Origin of the sequence: Ralstonia psammae (assembly GCF_958405935.1) — a bacterium.
Lineage (GTDB): Bacteria > Pseudomonadota > Gammaproteobacteria > Burkholderiales > Burkholderiaceae > Ralstonia > Ralstonia psammae.
On the sequence record NZ_CATZBU010000011.1, the window covers coordinates 85171 to 103623 of the forward strand.

16 protein-coding genes are annotated in these 18453 nt (G+C 63.3%); 12 read left to right on the plus strand and 4 right to left on the minus strand.

What is annotated here, in order from left to right:
- The first annotated feature begins 43 nt into the window (after positions 1 to 43).
- The gene (locus tag R2N16_RS19350) at positions 44 to 1306 is read left to right on the plus strand and encodes a YeaH/YhbH family protein (protein WP_316667628.1); all 1263 of its coding nucleotides are present in this window, start codon (positions 44 to 46) and stop codon (positions 1304 to 1306) included.
- A gap of 118 nt (positions 1307 to 1424) precedes the next feature.
- Entirely contained in the window at positions 1425 to 2933 is a 1509-nt protein-coding gene (locus R2N16_RS19355) for a SpoVR family protein (protein WP_316667630.1), read from the plus strand.
- A 90-nt stretch (positions 2934 to 3023) separates the two neighbouring features.
- On the opposite strand, the gene R2N16_RS19360 is transcribed toward R2N16_RS19355, so the two are convergent.
- Entirely contained in the window at positions 3024 to 3302 is a 279-nt protein-coding gene (locus tag R2N16_RS19360; protein ID WP_316667632.1) for a DUF1488 family protein, read from the minus strand.
- A gap of 168 nt (positions 3303 to 3470) precedes the next feature.
- Positions 3471 to 4130 carry a response regulator transcription factor gene (locus R2N16_RS19365; RefSeq protein ID WP_316667634.1) on the minus strand — a complete coding sequence of 220 codons (660 nt, stop codon included), beginning with the start codon at positions 4128 to 4130 and terminating at the stop codon, positions 3471 to 3473.
- Positions 4131 to 4378: 248 nt separating this feature from the next.
- Between R2N16_RS19365 and R2N16_RS19370 the strand changes: the two genes are divergently transcribed.
- The 4 genes from R2N16_RS19370 to R2N16_RS19385 all read left to right on the plus strand — a co-directional run bounded on the left by R2N16_RS19370 (position 4379) and on the right by R2N16_RS19385 (position 6919).
- Positions 4379 to 5047, plus strand: a complete 669-nt coding sequence (locus R2N16_RS19370; protein ID WP_316667636.1) for a DUF2589 domain-containing protein — start codon at positions 4379 to 4381, stop codon at positions 5045 to 5047.
- A gap of 211 nt (positions 5048 to 5258) precedes the next feature.
- Complete coding sequence (locus tag R2N16_RS19375; protein ID WP_316667638.1) at positions 5259 to 5933, plus strand: DUF2589 domain-containing protein; 675 nt, start codon at positions 5259 to 5261, stop codon at positions 5931 to 5933.
- Positions 5923 to 6375 carry a lysozyme gene (locus tag R2N16_RS19380; protein ID WP_316667640.1) on the plus strand — a complete coding sequence of 151 codons (453 nt, stop codon included), beginning with the start codon at positions 5923 to 5925 and terminating at the stop codon, positions 6373 to 6375. Before R2N16_RS19375 ends, R2N16_RS19380 begins: the two co-directional genes overlap by 11 nt.
- Positions 6376 to 6409: 34 nt before the next feature.
- A complete protein-coding gene (locus R2N16_RS19385; protein ID WP_316667642.1) occupies positions 6410 to 6919 on the plus strand; it encodes a hypothetical protein in 510 nt (169 codons plus the stop codon).
- Between the two features lie 17 nt (positions 6920 to 6936).
- On the opposite strand, the gene rnhA is transcribed toward R2N16_RS19385, so the two are convergent.
- Together rnhA and R2N16_RS19395 are read right to left on the minus strand one after the other, a co-directional pair.
- Entirely contained in the window at positions 6937 to 7383 is a 447-nt protein-coding gene (rnhA, locus tag R2N16_RS19390; protein WP_316667643.1) for a ribonuclease HI, read from the minus strand.
- 39 nt (positions 7384 to 7422) lie between these two features.
- Positions 7423 to 8328: a class I SAM-dependent methyltransferase gene (locus tag R2N16_RS19395; protein ID WP_316667645.1), complete on the minus strand. Its 906-nt coding sequence runs from the start codon at positions 8326 to 8328 to the stop codon at positions 7423 to 7425.
- Between R2N16_RS19395 and gloB the strand changes: the two genes are divergently transcribed.
- The 6 genes from gloB (at position 8327) to carB (ending at position 18341) form a co-directional block, all read left to right on the plus strand.
- The gene (gloB, locus tag R2N16_RS19400; protein WP_316667647.1) at positions 8327 to 9166 is read left to right on the plus strand and encodes a hydroxyacylglutathione hydrolase; all 840 of its coding nucleotides are present in this window, start codon (positions 8327 to 8329) and stop codon (positions 9164 to 9166) included. The two genes, R2N16_RS19395 and gloB, sit on opposite strands and share 2 nt — an antisense overlap.
- Positions 9167 to 9304: 138 nt before the next feature.
- Positions 9305 to 10855 carry a transglycosylase SLT domain-containing protein gene (locus tag R2N16_RS19405; protein ID WP_316667649.1) on the plus strand — a complete coding sequence of 517 codons (1551 nt, stop codon included), beginning with the start codon at positions 9305 to 9307 and terminating at the stop codon, positions 10853 to 10855.
- A 144-nt stretch (positions 10856 to 10999) separates the two neighbouring features.
- On the plus strand, positions 11000 to 12901 hold the full coding sequence (gene prpE, locus R2N16_RS19410; protein WP_316667651.1) for a propionate--CoA ligase: 1902 nt from the start codon (positions 11000 to 11002) through the stop codon (positions 12899 to 12901).
- 345 nt (positions 12902 to 13246) lie between these two features.
- Positions 13247 to 14383 (plus strand): glutamine-hydrolyzing carbamoyl-phosphate synthase small subunit, encoded by a 1137-nt coding sequence (carA, locus tag R2N16_RS19415; protein WP_316667653.1) that lies wholly within the window; start codon positions 13247 to 13249, stop codon positions 14381 to 14383.
- Between the two features lie 21 nt (positions 14384 to 14404).
- Positions 14405 to 15079, plus strand: a complete 675-nt coding sequence (gene leuE, locus R2N16_RS19420) for a leucine efflux protein LeuE (protein WP_316667655.1) — start codon at positions 14405 to 14407, stop codon at positions 15077 to 15079.
- Between the two features lie 16 nt (positions 15080 to 15095).
- A complete protein-coding gene (gene carB / locus R2N16_RS19425; RefSeq protein WP_316667657.1) occupies positions 15096 to 18341 on the plus strand; it encodes a carbamoyl-phosphate synthase large subunit in 3246 nt (1081 codons plus the stop codon).
- The last annotated feature ends 112 nt before the right edge of the window (positions 18342 to 18453 follow it).

Sequence of the window (18453 nt, forward strand, 5' to 3'; positions counted from 1 at the left end):
AGAGGTAAAGACACCCAGCGAACTTCCAACCGAGGGCAGTCACATGGGCACGATCATTGATCGGCGGGAGAACGGTGGCGGCAAGAGCACCGTCAACAAGCAACGCTTCATCAAGCGTTACCGGGACCAGATCCGCCGCGCGGTGGCCAAGGCCGTGACGGGTCGCAAGATCATGGACATCGAGCAGAGCGGGCAGGTGTCCATTCCCGTCAAGGACATCTCGGAGCCCATGTTCCACCATGGCTCGGGCGGGCGTCGCGAGGGCGTTCACCCGGGCAACAAGGAGTTCATTCGCGGCGACAGCTTCGACCGCCCGCAGCAGGGCAGCGGCGGCACCGGTTCGCAGGCCAGCGACTCGGGCGAGGGCGAGGACGATTTCATCTTCACGCTGTCGCGCGAGGACTTCCTCAACTTCTTCTTCGAAGACATGGCGTTGCCCGATCTTGCCAAGCGCAGCCTGGCCAAGATCGCAGAGGTGCGCAAGGTGCGTGCGGGCTTCTCGCTTGATGGCACGCCATCCAACTTGTCGATTCTGCGAACGATGCGCAGCTCGCTCGGTCGTCGTATCGCGTTGTCCAGCCCGTATCAGCGCCGCCTGCATGAGCTGGAGCGCGAGTACAGCGAGGAGTTGGAAAACGACGGCCCTTACAGCGTACGCGCGCAAGAACTGATGAAGGAGATGCGCCATCTGCGCTCCTGCCTGGATCGCGTGCCGTTCATTGAAAAGCTCGACCTGCGCTACAACAACCGCGTGCTGCGCAAGCGGCCGCAGGCGCAGGCGGTGATGTTCTGCGTGATGGATGTCTCCGGCTCGATGGATGAATCGCGCAAGGATCTGGCCAAGCGTTTCTTCATGCTGCTCTATCTGTTCCTGAAGCGGAACTACGAACGCATCGACGTCGTCTTCATCCGCCACCACACCGTGGCCAAGGAGGTGGATGAGGAGGACTTCTTCCACTCCCGCGAGTCGGGCGGCACTGTTGTGTCGAGCGCACTCAAACTGATGGCGGAAGTGATGCAGGAGCGCTATTCGCCGAGCCAATGGAACATCTATTGCGCGCAGGCTTCGGATGGCGACAACTGGGCGGGCGATTCGGAACTCTGCGCAAAGCTGCTGCGCGAAACGATTCTGCCGCTGACGCAGTATTACGCCTATGTTGAGGTGGTCTCCACGGAGCCGCAGAACTTGTGGGAGGAGTATCTTACGTTGAAGGCGGGGCACGAGAATTTTGCGATGCAGCGCATTCTCAAGGCGGACGAAATCTATCCGGTATTGCACGAGCTGTTTCAGAAGCGGGCCGCCTGATCACTGATCGGCGGCAGCGGGTTGCTCCTGGCCGGGCGTTGCCGCCGCGCAGTGGCAGCGTGTGCCATGGCGGGCGCGCCCACCTGTGACCCTGTGTGATGGACCAACGGGAACGAGCATGGCCTACCTATCTACGGGCTCGGAATGGACCTTCGAGCTGATCAGGCGCTACGACCAAAGCATCGCCCAGATTGCCGCAGATTTCGGCCTGGACACCTATCCGAACCAGATCGAAATCATCACCGCCGAGCAAATGCTCGATGCCTATGCGTCGTCCGGCCTGCCGCTGGGCTACAACCATTGGTCATACGGCAAGCACTTCCTTGCATCGGAGCGTGGCTACCAGCGCGGCCTGATGGGGCTGGCGTACGAAATCGTCATCAACTCCAACCCCTGCATCGCCTATCTGATGGAGGAGAACACGATGCCGATGCAGGCGCTGACCATCGCGCATGCCTGCTACGGCCACAACTCCTTCTTCAAGGGCAACTACCTGTTCCGCACGTGGACGAATGCCGACGCCATCGTCGACTACCTGCTCTTCGCCAAGAACTATGTGGCCGAATGCGAGCAGCGCTACGGCGAGCAGGAGGTGGAACTGCTGCTCGACTCCTGCCACGCGTTGCAGAATTACGGTGTCGATCGCTATCGGCGGCCCAAGAAGCTGTCGATCAACGAGGAGCAGGCTCGTCAGGCGGAGCGCGAGAAATACCTCGAGGCGCAGGTGAATGACCTGTGGCGCACGCTCCCCACGCACCGGGCCCGCGCGTTGGCAACCGCAGACGATGCGCCAGAGCCCGACCCGCAATTCCCGGCCGAGCCGGAAGAGAACCTGCTGTACTTCATCGAGAAGAACGCGCCCAAGTTGCAGCCCTGGCAACGAGAGATTGTGCGCATCGTGCGCAAGATCGCGCAGTACTTCTATCCGCAGCGGCAGACCAAGGTGATGAACGAAGGCTGGGCCACCTTCTGGCACTACACCATCCTGCACAAGCTGTACGACGAGAAGCTCGTCAACGATGCCTTCATGCTTGAGCTTCTGCAGGCGCATACCAACGTGATCTATCAGCCGCCGTTCAACAGCCCGTACTACAGTGGCTTGAACCCGTACACGCTGGGATTCCTGATGTTCCAGGACATCCGGCGCATCTGCGAATCACCAGAAGACGAGGACTACCGCTGGGCGCCCGAGATTGCCGGCAGCGATTGGCAGAAGACGCTCGACTTCGCCATGCGCAATTTCAAGGACGAGAGCTTCCTGTTGCAGTTCCTCTCGCCGCGCGTGATCCGTGAGTTGAAGCTGTTCTCCGTGCTCGATGACGACCGCGACGCCAAGCTTCGCGTCACCGCCATCCATGACGACGATGGCTATCGCAAGATCCGCGAGTTGTTGGCCGGGCAGTACGACCTCTCGAACATCGAGCCCAACATCCAGGTGACCAATGTTGACGTGGGCGGGGATCGCTCATTGACGCTGCGCCACTTGCAGAGCAGCCGCCGCCCGCTGGGGCCGAACTACGAAGAGATGCTGCGGCACGTCGTACGCCTATGGGGCTTTACGTGCCGGCTGGAGGTGGTCTACGAGGATGGACGACGCGAGATGAAGCACGAGTGCAAGCCTGACTAGCACGCGCCTGCTTCCACAAGGCCAGCTTTTCGCTGGCCTTCTTTTTGTCCGCCGCAGACGCGGATGTCGGCCATGCTGCTCACTGCGCTGCTACATGCCGAATCGGAAATGGCCGCTACGCAGCACGATGTTGTGCGAGTCCGTCAGCTTGAACAGCGAGCGCGCCATGTCTTCAATGGTGCCGCGATGAGATTCCATGGCTTGCAGCAGATCTTCCCGCCGCCACGAGCGAGCGCCGAAATGCTCTTCGAGCGCTTCGGCCGTCACCGCATAGCAGGCGAAGTGGCCGTCGACGCTAGCTGTGCACGTGAGAGTGAGATCCGCGGCGCAGTAGCGTGGCGGGCTGGTGTGGAACTCGATGATTTCCATGGGCGGCCTCCATGAAAAAACGGCGATGCACCGTGCGCCGCCTTCCAACCAGTGTATGGCGTGGTTGCGTGAATGCAATGGCCGGCTCAGTGTTTTCACAGGTGGCGAAACCCGGGCCCGTAACGTCCGACAAGGCTGCCGGATGCTACGGGCAAGAGGAGGGGCGCGCTACATCGCGCACATCTGCAGGCGGACGAGGCTCGCCTTGCAGCGCGACAGCCAGAGCGCGGCTTCGGTCCGGTTATTGACGCCAATCTGCCGGAACAGCGCGTACAGATGGTTCTTGATGGTGCCTTCGGCCACGTTCAGCACACGGCAGATTTGCTTGTTGGATTTGCCTTCTGCAAGCAGTTGCAACACCTCATGCTGCCGCGGCGTCAGCCGGCGCCAGAGTTCGGCCGGGCTTTCCCCCGGACCTTGCCGCGGATCGTCGGGGGAGAGATTGCTGATGGGCGGCAAGTAGACCGCGCCCGAGGTAATGCGCAGCAGGGCTTCGAGCAGAACGTCGGCCGTGGCCTGCCGGTCGACCACACCGGCCGCGCCGAAGCGCAGCGCGTCGCCCACCACGTGCCGGCCCACAGCTTGCACCGTCAGCAACACAGGCACTTCCGGCAACACCGCTTTCAACTCCGACAGGCGCTGCCGGGCGTCGTCGTCCTGCGCGCTCCATTCCATCACGACGGCTCTGGGTTCGGCTTGCTTGCAAGCCGGTCCGATTTGCGCAGTGTAGTGCGTATCGATAAACACACCCTGCGCGTCGAGTGCATTCAATACATTGGACACACCTGCCGCAAAAAGCGGCAAGCTATCGATTACCAGAATATTCATCGACCCCTCGTACTTCAGTTAATTATTTTCAGCGAAACCGATTATTTTGTAGGGCGGGATCGATCCGGATGCATTGAAACTGAAGTTCAGTGCCGAAAGTCACGGGCAGCCTATCGATCGGTACTGGGCCGCTGTTCCGTGGCCTTGGCTGGGACTTTCGAGGCATCGAACCCCGCGGGAAAAACTCTTACTTTGGATTCGGGCGCACAAACCTGTGCGTCCAAATAATTCAATGTGAGGAGTTTTAAATGGACAACGGACTTATCGGGTCGGTTATCAATGCGCTGCCGATCGACAAGATGATCTCTGCGCCGCTGCAGGCGATGATCGCAGCGCAAACCTCGGCGGCAAAATCCTATGCGGATTTTCTGCTGCAGGTGTGTATTCAGAACGGCAAAGCCGTTGCGGTGCAGTTTGACTACGACGAAACCATCGTCGACGAGAAGGGGGTGTCGCAGGGCACGATCCAGAAGACGATGCGCATTCCGCTGCTGTGCGCGGTTGTGCATCCGGTGATCGCGATTGAAGAGGGCACGATCGACTTCGAGCTGGAGATTTCGCAGTCGGAGAAATCGTCGTCCAGCACCGAGGCAGAAGGGTCGTTCCAGGCCAAGCTCGGCTGGGGGCCGTTCAGTGTGTCGGTGTCGGGCCGTGCTTCGCACAAGTCGGAGCAGACGCGCAGCACCGATACGCGTGCCAAGTACTCCTTCCATACCCAGGTCAAGCGCCAGAACCCGCCCGAAGCACTGATGCGCGTGATGGAGTTCTTGACTGACGCGGCAACCAAGCCGGTGGTCGTCAAGGGCAAGGAGAACGACATCAAGCCGCTGCCGGCCACGCCGACCGACGGCACGATGATCGGCGAAAAGGCGCCCGCTGGCGGCAACGCGCCGGCCCCGGCTCCGGCAAATCCCTAAGCCGCCACGACAACGGACGCCGGCCGGCCTCCCCACGGCCGGTGTCCTGATCGGTGCGCGCCTGTCGCGCGCCGCCTATTGATCCGATCGACCCGACCGACCCGACACCATGTTCAAACTCTTCAGCCGCCGCCGGCGTGATGATGACCGTGCGTCGTCAGCGCCCGCCACACCCCCGGCGCCGTCCGCCAGTGCGCTACCAGCGTCACCTGTGTCTGCGCAGCCCGCTGCGTCTTCCGATGCTGTGCCGTTTCCCGAGACTGCGTCCGATGCGCCTCCACCGTCGCCACCAAGTTCGTCGCCGCCAGGAGGTGGCGCAAGCGGTGGCAGCAACAGCCACGGTCATCCGGGCTTGAATGGCCTGACGCTGGACGACATCACGCGAGGCATGCAGCACGCCGCCGCATCCGCCAACCAGATGCTCGCGCAGCAGTACACCGCGCTGCTCGATCAGTTTTTCGATGCGGATGAAAACGGCACGCTGGTCGCCCGCGAGGTGGAACTTGCGCTCGACAGTCAGCATCGGCTCGCGCTGCCGCTGGTATCGCTGGCGATGCCGCGTGGCCTCGCGCTCGATGAAATGACGGTGAACATGACCGTGCGCAGCGACATCGCCGAGACCCTGCCCGCGCACGGCGGAGGCACCGGCAGCGTTGGCCGGTTCTACGTCTCGCTCGCGCCGCATTCCAAACGCGACACCGGCCGCGACAGCGAGCACATCGACATCGAGATGAAGTTCACCGCGCTGCAGCCGCCAGAGGCCGTGATGCGGCTGATTGACGAATACACGAATCGGCTGGTGCCAAGGCCCGTCCAGCCGAATGCCGCCAGCTCCGATGGCCCCGGCACATCCAGCACGCCCCAGGAGACGAACGATGAGCACTGAGCACAATCCGCGCACCACCGGCGAGCGAGGCCTCGCGCTGATCAAGGAATCGGAAGGGCTGCGTCTATCGACGTATCTGGATGCGGTGGGCAAGCCGACCATCGGTTACGGCCACCTGATTCGGCCTGGCGAGACCTTCAACGGGCCGATCTCGCAGCAGCAAGCCGAGGCGCTGCTGCGCAAAGACCTGGCCGACACCGAGCAGGGCATTACCAAGGCCGTGCGCGTGTCGATCACGCAGGGGCAGTTCGACGCGCTGGCGTCGTTCGTCTTCAACCTGGGGGCAGGGCGGCTGCGCTCGTCGACGCTGCTGCGCAAGCTCAATGCGGGCGATTACGCTGGCGCGGCCAACCAGTTCCTGCTGTGGGACAAGGCCGGCGGCAAGCCGCTCAAGGGCCTGACGAAACGTCGTCAGGCCGAGCGCAAGTTGTTCCTGTCCTGATTCACAACCACGTTATTTCAACGGAGAAGCTCGCATGCATACCGAACCGATGTCCGTGATTCCCACCACCCGTCCGCGCCGCCTGTATCGCGCACTGACGTGGCTTGCCGCCACCGCCATTGCGATCGGCATGTCCTACGCCCGCGCCGCCGACGATGGCGCACCAACCTGTATGGCCGAGGCCCAGCGCATCCGCAGCGAACTCGGAAACCAGGATCTGCCGACTTTCAATGATCAAGCCGGGCGCTACCTGGCCGACACGTTGAATCAGCTCTACGCCTATGGCACGCTGCCCAACCGTTACGTGCCCGAGCGACAGGCCAACTGGGAGCCGGGCACCAACCGCCCGGCCATGATGCAGAAGCGCAGCATCGGCGGTGATTTATGGGCGCAGACCGGCCTGCTGCAGGCGGATATCGACGATGGGCTTTCCAAGCGCGGCCCGCTGCGGTTGATCTATGCGCAGGATGGCAAGCCGCAGTACGTCACCACCGCCGCCGCCAATGCGCCGCAAATCCCGACGCAGCGCTGCGCGGGCAAGTGAGCGTGCGCCCGGACGCGTCAGGCGCTTGCCTGGCGCGCCATCTCGACGCCCTTGTTGGCCAGCGCATCAGCGCGCTCGTTGCCGGGGTGGCCGGCATGGCCCTTGACCCAGTGCCAGCTCACGTCATGTCCGGCGACGAGTTCGTCGAGTGTGCGCCAGAGGTCGTCGTTCTTGACCGGCTTCTTGTCGGCTGTCTTCCAGCCGCGCGCTTTCCAGCCGGTCATCCATTCGCTGATGCCCTTCTGCACGTACTGGGAATCGGTGTACACCTGTACACGGCACGGCCGCTTGAGCGCGCGGAAGGCCTCGATCACGGCCATCAGCTCCATGCGGTTGTTGGTGGTCAGCGCTTCGCCGCCAAAGAGTTCTTTTTCGTGGCTGCCCGAGACGAGCACAGTGCCCCAGCCGCCGAGGCCGGGGTTGCCCTTGCATGCGCCATCGGAATAGACGGTGACTTCCTGCATTGAGAAACGATGGGTGATCAGTGAGTGGAACGGCCACGCTCAGGCGCGCGATTTGCCGTCGCGCGCCGTGGCCGATGGCGCCTTGGTCGAATGCGAGCCCGAAGGTGTCGCGACCGGCGTACCGGCCGGGACCAGCGCCGGCGATTTGCGCGTCTTCCATGCCGGACCCACCAGGCGCATGGTGCGTACGCGCTTGACAGCCTGCAGCATGTAAACCGCGCCGAAGATCGGCCACCAGCGGTCGCCGGCCTTTTCCATGAAGGCAGTGCGCTGCAGCCATTTGTCTGAGCGATTGGGCGGGCAGTAGCAGCCGAAGCGGCCGCGCACGATATCAAATCCGAGCAGCTTGAGCCAGTCCTTCAGACGCGTGAACGCAATCATCTGGCTCTGCGCGGGCAGGAACGATTCCGTGCCCAGGCGCCGCATGCCCTGGCGCATGCCCCACAAGCTCAGCGGGTTGAAGCCGGTGATGATCAGGCGCCCCTCGGGCATCAGCACGCGCGCCACCTCGCGCAGTACTTCGTGCGGATCGTCAGTGAACTCGAGCACGTGGGGCAGGGCGACGAGATCAATGCTCTGCGAAGCGAAGGGAAGTTCGTCATAGCGGCAGATCACGCGGGGCGTGGCTTGGCGCTGTGGCGTGTTGGCCTCGGATTCGCCGTCACCGGCGTCGGCGGGTTCAGCCGGGTCGCCGTCCATCGGGTCGAGCGTTTCGGTGGGGGCCGTCGGGTCGATGTCATCCACCACGCGGGCGATGAGCGGGATGCGGTTTTCGCGCAGTGCCCCAAATCCAGGGTGGCCGAGCTGCAACGCGTGGAAGCCGAACATGTCGGCCACCGTGCGATCGAACTGGGCCTGTTCCCAGCGCAGGACGTATTGCCCGGGCGGCGAAGCCAGCCAGTGGTGCCAATCTATAATGCGACGATCGTTAGAGGAGTCGGACATGGTCCAGGGTGGTGTGCCACGTGGTGTAGCGCTTGAGGTCGAGGCGATCGCTGCGTTTGCCGACAATTATATTTGGGCACTGCACGATGGCCGTGTGGCTGCTGTCGTCGACCCGGGCGATGCGCAACCGGTGCTGCGCTTCCTGAAGGAACGCGGGCTGGCGCTCGGTGCCATTGTAATCACACATCATCATGGCGATCACGTCGGCGGGGTGCGCGAACTGCTCGCGGCGTATCCGGAGAATCCCGAGGGTGCCCCGCTGCAGGTCATCGGCCCAGCGGGTGAATCGATCCCGTGCCGCACGCAGGCCGTGCGCGAAGGCGATGTCGTCACCCTCACGCAGCCGGCCATCACATTCCGGGTGATCGATGTGCCGGGTCATACCAGCGGTCACGTCGCCTATGTGGGGCACCTTCAGGGTAATGCCGCATCGGCGAGTCTGTTTTGTGGCGATACACTCTTCGCCACCGGTTGCGGCCGGCTTTTTGAGGGTACGCCTGCGCAGATGCGCGCGTCGCTGGCCAAGCTGGCGGCACTGGCGCCCGATACGCGTGTCTACTGCGCGCATGAATACACTGCATCGAATGTGCGCTTTGCGCGTGCAGTCGAGCCTGGCAACGCCGACTTGGCAGCCTGGGAGGATGAGGTAACGGCGTTGCGGGCCGAGGGCCGCTCGACCGTACCCACTACCGTTGGCCACGAGCGGGCGACCAATCCCTTCATGCGATCGGATGACGCCAGTGTGACGCAGGCCGTGGCAAGCCATGCCGGTATCGACGCCGATGATCCGGTTGCGGTTTTCGCCGCGTTGCGCCAGTGGAAGAACGATTTCCGTTGAGAATGCTTGGCGCGCGGCGGTGGCGCGGTCCCATGTGATGCATCCGGCAAGCGCCACGCCGGGTGAACGCGGGTTGACGCGGTCGGATGCGTTTCTTACTATCTGGGGCAATTTTTAGCCCTAACCCCTCAGAACTTGATGCGATCCGTGCGACTTCTTGCGGCAACTGTGCTCAGTCTGCTCCTTGCGGCCTGTGCAACGGCCCCCGGGCCGAACGCCGACACAGCCAGCACCAGCGCCTCCACCTCTGCCGGCCAAGCGCCGGCTCCGGTTGTCAATGTCGATCAGCAGCCCGTGGCGTCCCTGAAAGGGCCCGCCAAGGATCTCTGGGCGCGCATTCGCCAAGGTTTCTCCATGCCCGACCTGCAAAGCTCGGCCGTGGACGATCGTACCGACTGGTATGCACAGCGCCCGGATGCCTTCCGCCGCATGGTGGACCGCTCCAATCGCTACCTCTATCACATCGTCGAGGAGCTGGAGCGGCGCAACATGCCCACCGAGCTGGCCCTGCTGCCGTTCGTGGAAAGCGCGTTCAACCCGCAGGCGGTGTCGAGTGCCAAGGCTGCCGGGATGTGGCAGTTCATCCCGAGCACCGGCAGAACCTACAACCTCAAGCAGAACGTCTTCCAGGACGAGCGCCGCGATGTGCTCGCCTCGACCGACGCTGCACTTGACTATCTTTCCAAACTGCACGACCAGTTTGGCGACTGGCAACTCGCGCTGGCTGCCTACAACTGGGGCGAAGGTGCGGTTGCGCGGGCGATTGCGCGCAACCAGGCAGCCGGCCTGTCGACGGACTACGTCAACCTGAACATGCCCGCCGAGACGCGCATGTACGTGCCCAAGCTCCAGGCGGTGAAGAACATCATCGCCTACCCAGAGCGCTACGGCGTCACGCTGCCGGAGATCCCGAACCATCCGTACTTCGTCACCGTCACAACGTCACGTGATATTGACGTGACGCTGGCCGCCAAGCTGGCCAATCTGCCGATGGATGAGTTTAAGGCGCTGAACCCGTCGTTCAACCGGCCGGTGATCCTGGGCGCGTCGAACCCGCAGATTCTCCTGCCGTACGACAACGCGGAAACGTTCCAATACAACCTGAACACCTATCGCGGCGGCCTTTCCAGCTGGACGGCCGTGACGGTCGGCAACCGCGAGCGTGTGGAGGCATTGGCGGCGCGGCTGAAGGTCGACCCGGACACCATTCGCGAGATCAACCGTATTCCGAAGGGCATGCGCCTAAAGGCCGGCTCTACCGTGGTCGTGCCGCGTGCCGACGGCGCCCAGGAAAACGTACCCGACATCAGTCCCGAGCTGGCCGAGAACGCCACCATGGCGGTCGAACCCGACATGCCGGATCTGAGAAAGGTGGTGGTGCGCGCGGGCAAGCGCGACACGGTTGCGGGGCTGTCGCGGCGCTACGGCGTGTCGGTTGCCCAGATTCGTGCGTGGAACCAGCTGCCCGGCGACGCCATCCCCAAGGGGCACAGCGTCGTGCTCATGCTGCCGCAAGCGCGCGGTGGCAGTCGTGGCGGGCATGTGCGCGTGATGCGCGTGTCAGCTACAACGTCACGCGCAGCAGCGGCAACCACACGCGTGCCGACCGCGAAGGTGACCGGCAAACCGGTGGTCAAGGCTAAACCGGTGGCAACCTCATCCAGTTCGGTCAAGCGCAAGAAGCGCTGAGGCTGGCAAGAGAAACGGCGTCCTGCGGGGCGCCGTTTTGTTTTGGGGCGGCGGTAAGACCTGCGTAAGTTGGCGACCGCAAAGTGGGTGCATCAAACTCAACCAAGATCGAGCCGTCGCACACGATGGCCAGGAGACAACGTCATGCCTATGTCCGCCGCGTATCGCGCGCTGTATCAGCGTTCCATTGACGACCCTGCCGGCTTCTGGGACGAACAGGCCCAGCGTATCGAATGGCAAACGCCGTATTCCGCGGTCCTCGACGATTCGCGCTTGCCGTTCGCAACGTGGTTTGTGGGCGGACGCACCAACCTGTGCCACAACGCCGTCGACCGGCATCTCGCCACGCGCGGCGAGCAGGCGGCGCTGGTGTATGTCTCTACTGAAACCGGCCTTGAGACCACATACACGTATCGCCAGCTCCATCGCGAGGTCAACCGCATGGCGGCCAGCCTGCAGGCGCTCGGCGTCAGGCGCGGCGACCGCGTGCTGATTTACCTGCCGATGATTCCCGAAGCCGCTTTTGCCATGCTGGCTTGTGCGCGCATCGGGGCGATCCATTCGGTGGTGTTCGGTGGCTTCGCATCCAACAGCCTCGCCACGCGCATCGACGATGCCACGCCGCGCGTGATCGTCAGTGCGGATGCGGGCTCGCGGGCGGGCAAGGTGGTTGAGTACAAGCCGTTGCTCGACGCGGCTATTGATCTGGCAGCGCACAAGCCCGAGCGTGTGCTGCTCGTCAATCGCAAACTCGCGCCCATGCGGCACAACGCGCGCGATGTCGACTATGCAACGCTCGCCGCGCAGCACGCTGATGCCGATGTGCCGTGCGAATGGATGGAATCGAGCGAGCCGTCGTACATCCTCTACACCTCGGGTACGACGGGCAAACCGAAAGGCGTGCAGCGCGACACCGGCGGCTATGCGGTGGCGCTGGCGGCGTCGATGCCGCTCATCTTCGGTGCTCAGGCTGGCGACACGATGTTCACTGCATCGGATGTCGGCTGGGTGGTAGGGCACAGCTACATCGTCTACGCGCCGCTGCTCGCGGGCCTGACGACGGTCATGTACGAAGGCACGCCGATCCGCCCCGACGGCGCGGTCTGGTGGCGCATCGTCGAGCAATACCGCGTGAACGTGATGTTCACCGCGCCGACCGCCATTCGCGTGCTCAAGAAGCAGGATCCGGCGCTGCTGCAGCGTCATGATCTGTCGAGTCTGCGTCGTCTTTTCCTGGCCGGCGAGCCGCTGGACGAACCGACCGCCAACTGGATCGGCGACGCCCTGCATAAGCCCATCGTCGACAACTATTGGCAGACCGAGACCGGCTGGCCGATGCTGGCCATTCCGCAGGGCGTGGAGCCATCGACCCAGAAGATTGGTTCCCCCGGATTTCCGGTCTACGGCTACAAGCTCGACATCCTGGATGAGGCCACCGGAGAACGCTGCGCCCCGGGCAAGAAAGGGCTGCTCGCCGTTGCCGCGCCGCTGCCACCGGGCTGCATGACCACCGTCTGGGGCGACGATGCCCGTTTCCTGACGACATACTGGTCCGCGTTTCCTGGTCGGCACATTTATTCGAGTTTCGACTGGGGCGTGCGTGACGAGGAGGGCTACATAACCATTCTCGGCCGGACCGACGATGTGATTAACGTAGCGGGCCACCGCCTGGGCACACGCGAGATCGAAGAAAGCCTGTCGTCGCATCCCGCCATCGCCGAGGTAGCCGTGGTGGGCGTAGCCGACCCACTCAAAGGGCAGGTGGCGATGGGGTTTGCTATCGTGCGTGATACTTCGCGCATTGCCGAGCCGGCGGGTCGCCTGGCCCTGGAAGGCGAGTTGATGCGCACGGTCGAGGTCCAACTGGGGGCAGTGGCGCGGCCCTCGCGCGTGTTCTTCGTGGGGGCGCTGCCCAAGACGCGCTCCGGGAAGCTGCTGCGCCGCGCGATGCAGGCCGTAGCGGAAGGGCGTGACCCTGGGGATCTGACCACCATCGAGGACCCCACGGCGCTGGCTCAGGTGCAGGCCGCCATGCGAGGTGAGTAGGGCAACGGGAAAGTGACGTTTTCGCCAGCTTGGAGGCGGGGCTTGCGGGCATGGTGGGGCGTCACAATTCAGGGGGGGCAAGCCGTTAAGTCCTTCCTTTCATTGAGTTTTTTGCGGCGTCCGGGTATAATTTTCAGGTTTGAGTTCAGAAACCCATCACCCTAGCGCCAACCGCTTCCTACCTCCCGCCTACCGCCCCGTCTGCCTCGTTTCTCGGTGATTTCTGGTGAGTTCTGTCCCAGTGCCGACTCGACGCGCAAACGGCCCGGATTCCGCGCAGCCGGAATTCCGCTTCGGCGCCAAGGTGATCAGGTCGGCACAGGGTGAATCCAGCAGGAGCTACCCGTGTTGCCGTCTTTCCCGCCCGCCATTCTCGCGCTTGCAGACGGCACGGTCTTTCGTGGCTATTCCATCGGTGCGGCCGGTCATACGATCGGCGAAGTGGTGTTCAACACCGCGATCACCGGCTATCAGGAAATCCTTACCGATCCGAGCTACTCGCGCCAGATCGTCACGCTCACGTATCCGCATATCGGTAACGTTGGCGTGAACCGTGAGGACGTCGAAGCTACGAAAGTCCATGCCGCCGGTCTCATCATCAAGGATCTGCCGATCCTCGCGTCCAACTTCCGTAAGGAGCACTCGCTCTCGCATTACCTCAAGGGTGAGAAGGTTGTCGCCATTGCCGGGATCGATACTCGCAAGCTGACCCGAATCCTGCGCGAGAAGGGCGCTCAGAACGGTTGCATTCTCGCCGGCGAAGACAACGTGCAGAAGGCCATCGACCTCGCGCGCTCGTTCCCGGGCCTGTCGGGCATGGATCTGGCGAAGGTGGTGTCCGTCGCCCAGCCGTACGAGTGGACCCAGACCGAATGGGTGCTGGGCCGCGGCTACGGCAAGCAGGACGCCCCGAAGTATCACGTGGTCGCGTATGACTTCGGCGTCAAGTTCAACATCCTGCGCATGCTGGCCGAGCGTGGCTGCCGCGTGACGGTGGTGCCGGCGCAAACCAGTGCGGCCGATGTGCTGGCGCATAACCCGGACGGCGTGTTCCTCTCCAACGGCCCTGGCGATCCGGAACCGTGCGACTACGCTATCGCTGCAGCCAAGGAGTTCCTGGAGCGGCGCCTGCCGACGTTCGGCATCTGTCTGGGTCATCAGATCATGGGCCTGGCCGTCGGCGCCAAGACGCTCAAGATGAAGACCGGTCACCACGGTGCAAACCACCCGGTCAAGGATCTGCAGGACGGCCGCGTGGTCATCACCTCGCAAAACCACGGTTTTGCAGTGGACCCCGAATCGCTGCCGGCCAATGCCCGCGTGACGCACGTCTCGCTGTTCGATGGCACGCTGCAGGGCTTCGAGCTGACCGACCGTCCGGCGTTCTGCTTCCAAGGTCACCCGGAAGCGTCGCCGGGGCCGCACGACATCGCCTATCTGTTTGACCGCTTCACTGCGGCGATGGACGCAGCCAAGCAATAAAGCAAACGAGATCGCATCGCCATGAACGTCTTCATGCTCGCCCACTTCGGCATCACCGAGTTCTGGACCTTCCTGCTCGGCACGATCTTCATCGTGCTGCTGCCCGGGCCGAACTCGATGTACGTGCTGTCGGTGGCGGCCCGCCGCGGTGTGCGCGCGGGCTACCAGGGCGCCTGCGGCGTGTTTCTGGGCGATGCCATCCTGATGGTGCTCTCGGCTGCAGGTGTGGCTTCGCTGCTCAAGGCAAGTCCGGCGCTGTTCTACGTCGTGAAGTACATCGGTGCGGCGTATCTGGCCTGGATCGGCTTGCAGATGCTGCGCGGTGCGGTGCGCAATTGGCGCGCGCGCAAGGCCGGCGAGTCTGTCGAACAAAACGCGGCTCTGGCCGACGAATCGCATCCGTTCAAGAAGGCGCTGATCATCAGCCTGCTGAACCCGAAGGCGATCCTGTTCTTCATCTCGTTCTTCATCCAGTTCGTCGACCCGCACTACGCACTGCCGGTGGTGTCCTTCGTCGTGCTGGGGTTGGTCTGCCAGATCTGCAGTTTCCTCTACCTGACCACCATCATCTTCGTGGGCGCGCGGCTGGCCGCGGCGTTCCGCGCGCGACGACGCTTGTCTGCCGGTATGAGCAGCGGTGTCGGCGCCATGTTTATCGGCTTTTCCGCCAAGCTGGCGACGGCCACACTGAATTAATCGAATCGAGCGGGTTATGCCAAAACGTACAGATATCAAAACCATCCTGATCATCGGCGCGGGTCCGATCATCATCGGCCAGGCGTGTGAATTCGATTACTCCGGCGCGCAGGCTTGCAAGGCGCTCCGTGAAGAAGGCTTCAAGGTGGTCCTGGTCAACAGCAACCCGGCCACGATCATGACCGACCCCAGCACGGCCGACGTGACCTACATCGAGCCGATCACCTGGGAAGTCGTCGAGCGCATCATCGCCAAGGAGCGTCCGGACGCGATCCTGCCGACCATGGGCGGCCAGACCGCGCTGAACTGCGCACTGGACCTGCACCGCCATGGCGTGCTGAAGAAGTACAACGTCGAGCTGATCGGCGCATCGCCCGAGGCTATCGACAAGGCCGAAGACCGCCAGAAGTTCAAGGACGCGATGACCAAGATCGGCCTGGGCTCGGCCAAGTCGGGCATCGCGCATTCGATGGACGAAGCCGTGGCCGTGCAGTCGCAAATCGCCAAGGAAACCGGCACGAGCGGCTACCCGATCGTGATCCGTCCGTCGTTCACGCTGGGCGGCACGGGCGGCGGCATCGCCTACAACCGCGAAGAATTCGAAGAGATCTGCAAGCGCGGTCTCGACCTCTCGCCGACCAACGAGCTGCTGATCGAAGAGTCGCTGCTCGGCTGGAAGGAATACGAGATGGAAGTCGTGCGCGACAAGGCCGACAACTGCATCATCGTCTGCTCGATCGAAAACCTCGACCCAATGGGCATCCACACCGGTGACTCCATCACCGTGGCGCCGGCACAGACGCTGACCGACAAGGAATACCAGATCCTGCGTAATGCGTCGCTGGCTGTGCTGCGCGAGATCGGCGTGGATACCGGCGGCTCGAACGTGCAGTTCTCGATCAATCCGAAGGATGGCCGGATGATCGTGATCGAGATGAACCCGCGGGTGTCGCGTTCGTCGGCGCTGGCGTCGAAGGCCACCGGTTTCCCGATCGCCAAGGTGGCGGCCAAGCTGGCTGTCGGCTACACGCTAGATGAACTGAAGAACGAGATCACGGGCGGCGCGACGCCGGCGTCGTTCGAGCCCTCGATTGACTACGTGGTCACCAAGGTGCCGCGCTTCGCATTCGAAAAATTCCCGCAGGCCGACAGCCACCTGACCACGCAGATGAAGTCCGTGGGCGAGGTGATGGCCATGGGCCGTACCTTCCAGGAATCGTTCCAGAAGGCGCTGCGCGGCCTGGAAGTCGGCGTGGACGGTCTGGACGAAAAGTCCACTGACCGCGACGAAATCATCGAAGAGATCGGCGAAGCCGGCCCGGACCGCATCTGGTACCTGGGCGATGCATTCCGCCTGGGCCTGTCGATCGACGAGGTCTACTCTGAGACCGCCGTTGACCCGTGGTTCCTCGCGCAGATCGAAGACATCGTCAAGACCGAGGCGCTCGTCAAGGCGCGCACGCTGGAGAGCCTGTCGGCTGCTGAACTGCGTCTGCTCAAGCAGAAAGGCTTCTCCGACCGCCGCCTCGCCAAGCTGACGAAGACCACCGCCAAGGCCGTGCGCGAGAAGCGCATCGCAGAGAAGGTGCGCCCGGTCTACAAGCGTGTCGACACGTGCGCCGCTGAATTTGCGACCAACACGGCCTACCTGTACTCGACGTACGAAGCCGAGCATGGCGAGTGCGAAGCCGAGCCGACCAGCAACAAGAAGATCATGGTCCTGGGCGGCGGCCCGAACCGGATCGGCCAAGGTATCGAGTTCGACTACTGCTGCGTGCATGCTGCGCTGGCTCTGCGCGAAGACGGGTACGAGACCATCATGGTCAACTGCAACCCGGAAACCGTTTCGACCGACTACGACACGTCCGACCGCCTGTACTTCGAGCCTGTGACGCTGGAAGACGTACTCGAGATCGTCGACAAGGAAAAGCCGGTCGGCGTGATCGTGCAATACGGCGGCCAAACGCCGCTGAAGCTCGCGCTGGATCTGGAAGCCAATGGCGTGCCCATCATCGGCACGTCGCCGGACATGATCGACGCGGCCGAAGACCGTGAGCGCTTCCAGAAGCTGCTCCACGAGCTGGGCCTGCGTCAGCCGCCCAACCGGACCGCGCGTGCCGAGGACGAAGCGCTCAAGCTGGCCGAAGAGATCGGTTACCCGCTTGTGGTGCGTCCGTCGTACGTTCTGGGTGGCCGCGCGATGGAAATCGTGCACGAGCCGCGCGACCTCGAGCGCTACATGCGCGAAGCCGTGAAGGTGTCGAACGACAGCCCAGTGCTGCTCGACCGCTTCCTGAACGACGCCATTGAATGCGACGTGGACTGCCTCTCCGACGGCAAGCGCGTGTTCATCGGCGGCGTGATGGAGCACATCGAGCAGGCCGGCGTGCACTCGGGCGACTCGGCTTGTTCGCTGCCGCCGTACTCGCTGGCGCAGGCTACCGTTGACGAACTCAAGCGCCAGACCGCAGCGATGGCCAAGGCGCTGAACGTGGTCGGCCTGATGAACGTGCAGTTTGCGATCCAGCAAAAGGGCGGCGAAGACATCGTCTACGTGCTGGAAGTGAACCCGCGTGCTTCACGCACGGTGCCGTATGTGTCGAAGGCGACCGGCATTTCGCTGGCCAAGGTGGCCGCGCGCTGCATGGCTGGTCAGTCGCTGGATTCGCAAGGCGTCGAGACGGAAGTCGTGCCGGCATACTACAGCGTCAAGGAAGCGGTGTTCCCGTTCAACAAGTTCCCGGGCGTCGATCCGGTGCTTGGACCGGAAATGCGCTCCACCGGCGAAGTGATGGGCGTCGGCAAGACCTTCGGCGAGGCGCTTTTCAAGAGCCAGCTCGCCGCCGGTTCGCGCCTGCCCGAGAAGGGCACCGTGCTGATGACGGTCAAGGACAGCGACAAGCCGCAAGCCGTGGAAGTTGCTCGCGCGCTGCATACGCTGGGCTACCCGATCGTGGCGACGCGCGGTACGGCCTCGGCCATTGAAGCCGCCGGCATTCCGGTGCGCGTGGTGAACAAGGTCAAGGACGGCCGTCCGCACATCGTCGATATGATCAAGAACAGCGAGATCGCACTCGTCTTCACGACCGTCGACGAGACGCGCGCCGCGATTGCCGACTCGCGTTCCATCCGCCAGGCAGCATTGGCCCAGCGCGTGACGTACTACACGACCATCGCCGGTGCTCGGGCTGCGGTGGAAGGTCTGAAGCACATGCAGCACCTCGATGTGTATGACCTGCAGGGCCTGCACGCCACCCTGTGAGCCCATCGCCGGGGCACGCGGCGCGGCATAGCGTCGCGGTGAGCCGTCCGGAGGCGCAGTTGCCGCCTCCGGACGGTTCGCCTACACTACAGCGTCCGTGTCAAAACAACGA